This is a genomic window from Pseudomonas sp. HMWF006, from assembly GCF_003061205.1.
Classification (GTDB): domain Bacteria; phylum Pseudomonadota; class Gammaproteobacteria; order Pseudomonadales; family Pseudomonadaceae; genus Aquipseudomonas; species Aquipseudomonas monsensis.
Genome location: NZ_QAIU01000286.1, coordinates 1 through 2,896, shown reverse-complemented (window position 1 = coordinate 2,896; position 2,896 = coordinate 1). Strand labels below are relative to the sequence as shown.

Annotated in this window: 4 protein-coding genes and 1 riboswitch; of the genes, 3 read left to right on the top strand and 1 reads right to left on the bottom strand. The window is 62.0% G+C overall.

Annotation, left to right across the window (positions count from 1 at the left end):
• Window positions 1–261, bottom strand: a 261-nt coding sequence (locus DBR24_RS11765) for a hypothetical protein (protein ID WP_123465994.1), incomplete at its 3' end; no start/stop codon positions are given.
• 282 nt (window positions 262–543) lie between these two features.
• A riboswitch (guanidine-I (ykkC/yxkD leader) is annotated at window positions 544–644 on the top strand.
• Window positions 645–707: 63 nt separating this feature from the next.
• On the opposite strand from DBR24_RS11765, the gene DBR24_RS11755 reads away from it, so the two are divergent.
• The 3 genes from DBR24_RS11755 to DBR24_RS11745 all read left to right on the top strand — a co-directional run.
• The gene (locus DBR24_RS11755) at window positions 708–1,775 is read left to right on the top strand and encodes a putative urea ABC transporter substrate-binding protein (RefSeq protein WP_128614828.1); all 1,068 of its coding nucleotides are present in this window, start codon (window positions 708–710) and stop codon (window positions 1,773–1,775) included.
• An 18-nt stretch (window positions 1,776–1,793) separates the two neighbouring features.
• The gene (locus DBR24_RS11750; protein ID WP_007911459.1) at window positions 1,794–2,609 is read left to right on the top strand and encodes an ABC transporter permease; all 816 of its coding nucleotides are present in this window, start codon (window positions 1,794–1,796) and stop codon (window positions 2,607–2,609) included.
• Window positions 2,606–2,896, top strand: a 291-nt coding sequence (locus tag DBR24_RS11745) for an ATP-binding cassette domain-containing protein (RefSeq protein WP_128614827.1), incomplete at its 3' end; no start/stop codon positions are given. The genes DBR24_RS11750 and DBR24_RS11745, both read left to right, overlap by 4 nt.

Here is a 2,896-nt window from a genome sequence, read left to right as displayed (position 1 = left end):
ATGGTGACCACCGTGGTACCCACCGCCGTGATAACCCCGTCCATAGCCGCCCCGATAGCCGTGGCCACCGTAGTAGTAGCGCCCGCCGCCGTAGTAACGCGGACCGTAATAGCCGCCGTAGTAATAAGGCGAGTAATAGCCCGGAGAGTAGTAAGTAGAAGGGTAAGCATCGTAAGGGCCGGCGTAGTAATAACAGCCGGATAAGCCCAGACCGAGCACCGCTCCCAGCAGCACCCGACGCAACGTTTTCTGAATAAGCATGGCGGCCTCCTGAAAGACCTGCGACAGCAGTCGGCACAGACCGGCTGACATCTGGTTTGACTGACAAATCAGGACCGAGTGCCAACGGTGCATCAGCATCAGATCAGCGGCAGACACGCTGCATCACGGTGCAGTCGCGCACCAACACAAAGCGCCGCTCCGCTGCGCATCAGCGATGATCCACGCCGTGAGCCCGCGCCAGAGCGCCTGACACAACTTGGCACGCGTCTCGCTTTAGCAAACCCGTGCAGGAGTCATCACAGGTTCGCGGCACCACAATTTGCAATGGCTGACTAGGGTTCCGGCTCGCACTCGCGAGTGGCTGGTCCGAGAGTTGGCGACCTCCAGTTGAGGTTACACGGCGGGACAAAAGCCCGGGAGACAAGCCACCGTTCGCGGTGCCGCGTTGCCTTCCTGTCCGCCCTTGATCAACTGGAGAACTCACCATGTCCCGACTACGTTTGCCCGCCCTGCTCGCCGCTGCGTTCGCCGCGCTCATCAGCACGCAATCCCCCGCCGCCCAGAAAGACCACTTCAGCGTGTGCTGGACGATCTACGCCGGCTGGATGCCGTGGGAATACGCCGGCAGCCAGGGCATCGTCGACAAATGGGCGAAGAAATACGGAATCAAGATCGACGTCGTGCAGCTCAACGACTACGTCGAATCGATCAACCAGTACACCGCCGGCCAGTTCGACGGCTGCACCATGACCAACATGGATGCGTTGACCATTCCCGCCGCCGGCGGCGTCGACAGCACCGCACTGATCGTCAGCGACTTCTCCAACGGCAATGACGGTATCGTCCTCAAAGGTGAAGGCAAGACAGTCGCCGACCTCAAGGGCATGGACGTCAATCTGGTCGAACTGTCGGTCTCGCACTACCTGCTGGCTCGCGCGCTGGATTCGGTCGATCTGACCGAGCAAGACCTGAAAGTGGTCAACACTTCCGACGCCGATATCTCCGCCGCTTTCAACACCGAACAGGTCAACGCCGTGACCACCTGGAACCCGATGCTCTCGGACATCAAGGCTAAACCGGGGGTGACCGAAGTGTTCAACTCCAGCCAGATTCCCGGCGAGATCATGGACATGATGGTGGTCAACAGCGCCACCCTCAAAGACAACCCGGCGCTGGGCAAAGCGCTGACCGGTGCGTGGTTCGAAGTGGTCGAGTTGATGAACGCGAAAAACGCCGCGAGCAAAAGCGCGCTGGAGCACATGGCCAAGGCCTCGGGCACTGATCTGGGCGGATTCCAGGCACAACTGGACACCACCCGACTGTTCGCCACACCGAAGGAAGCCCTGAGCTTCGCCACCAGCAAACAACTGCCGGAAACCATGCGCAAGGTCGCCGAGTTCTCGTTCCAGCACGGCCTGCTCGGTGAAGGCGCGAAGGACACCAGCGCGGTCGGCATGGCCTTCGCCAACGGCGTGACCAGTGGCGATACCGGCAACCTCAAGCTGCGTTTCGATCCGACCTACGTGCAGATGGCCGCCGACGCCAAGCTGTAAGCCACGGAGGATTTGGCCATGCGCCTGATCAATCGCCACCCGGATCGCCCGAGTCGCCTGCTGTTGGTGATCCTGCCGTTCGCCCTGGTGCTGTTCGCCTACTTCATGGGCTCGGCCGAGCGCCTGGCCGACAACCCCAACGACAAACTGCTGCCTAGCGCGGTGCAGATGAGCGACGCGGTAAAGCGTCTGGCCTTCAATGCCGACAGCCGCACCGGTGATTACCTGTTGTGGCAAGACACCGCATCGAGTCTGCGGCGTCTGGCCATCGGCCTCGGCATCGCAGCGCTGGCCGGGCTGTGCCTGGGCATCGCTGCCGGCACCTTGCCGTTGTTCGGCGCACCGTTGTCGCCGTTGCTGACGGTGCTGTCGATGGTCCCGCCACTGGCGATCCTGCCGATCCTGTTCATCGTTTTCGGTCTGGGTGAGTTGTCGAAAGTCATGCTGATCGTGATCGGCATCACTCCGGCCCTCGCACGGGATCTGGAACAGCGCGCCCGGGAAATCCCCGTCGAACTGCTGATCAAGGCGCAGACCCTCGGCGCCTCGACCTGGACGCTGATGCTGCGTGTGGTGCTGCCGCAACTGCTGCCGCGTTTGCTGATCTCGCTGCGGCTGATGCTCGGCTCGGCGTGGCTGTTCCTGATTGCCGCCGAGGCGATCGCTTCCACCGACGGTCTCGGCTACCGGATCTTTCTGGTCCGGCGTTATCTGGCGATGGACGTGATCCTGCCGTACGTGGTGTGGATCACCCTCCTCGCCTGGCTGATGGATTGGGGCCTGAAATACCTGACCCGCCGCGCATTCCCTTGGTATGAGGGGGCGGCCAAATGAGCTTCATCACAGTCAAAAACGTCTGGCAGCAATACGCCGATCAGGTCGTGCTCGAAGGCTTGAACCTGAGCGTCAACGAGGGTGAATTCTGCACCCTGGTCGGCGCCTCCGGTTGCGGCAAATCGACCTTCCTGCGCCTGCTGCTGGGGCAGGAAACCGCCAGTCGCGGCACGATCCTGCTCGACGGCCGGCCACTGGCCAACGAACCGGATGCCAGCCGTGGCGTGGTGTTCCAGCGCTACTCGGTGTTCCCGCATTTGAGCGTGCTCGACAACGTCGCCCTCGGC

Bases quoted from the DNA above. Each gene is read 5' to 3' on its own strand.
- DBR24_RS11755 (WP_128614828.1), top strand. From the start codon at position 708: ATGTCCCGACTACGTTTGCCCGCCCTGCTCGCCGCTGCGTTCGCCGCG.
- DBR24_RS11750 (WP_007911459.1), top strand. From the start codon at position 1,794: ATGCGCCTGATCAATCGCCACCCGGATCGCCCGAGTCGCCTGCTGTTG.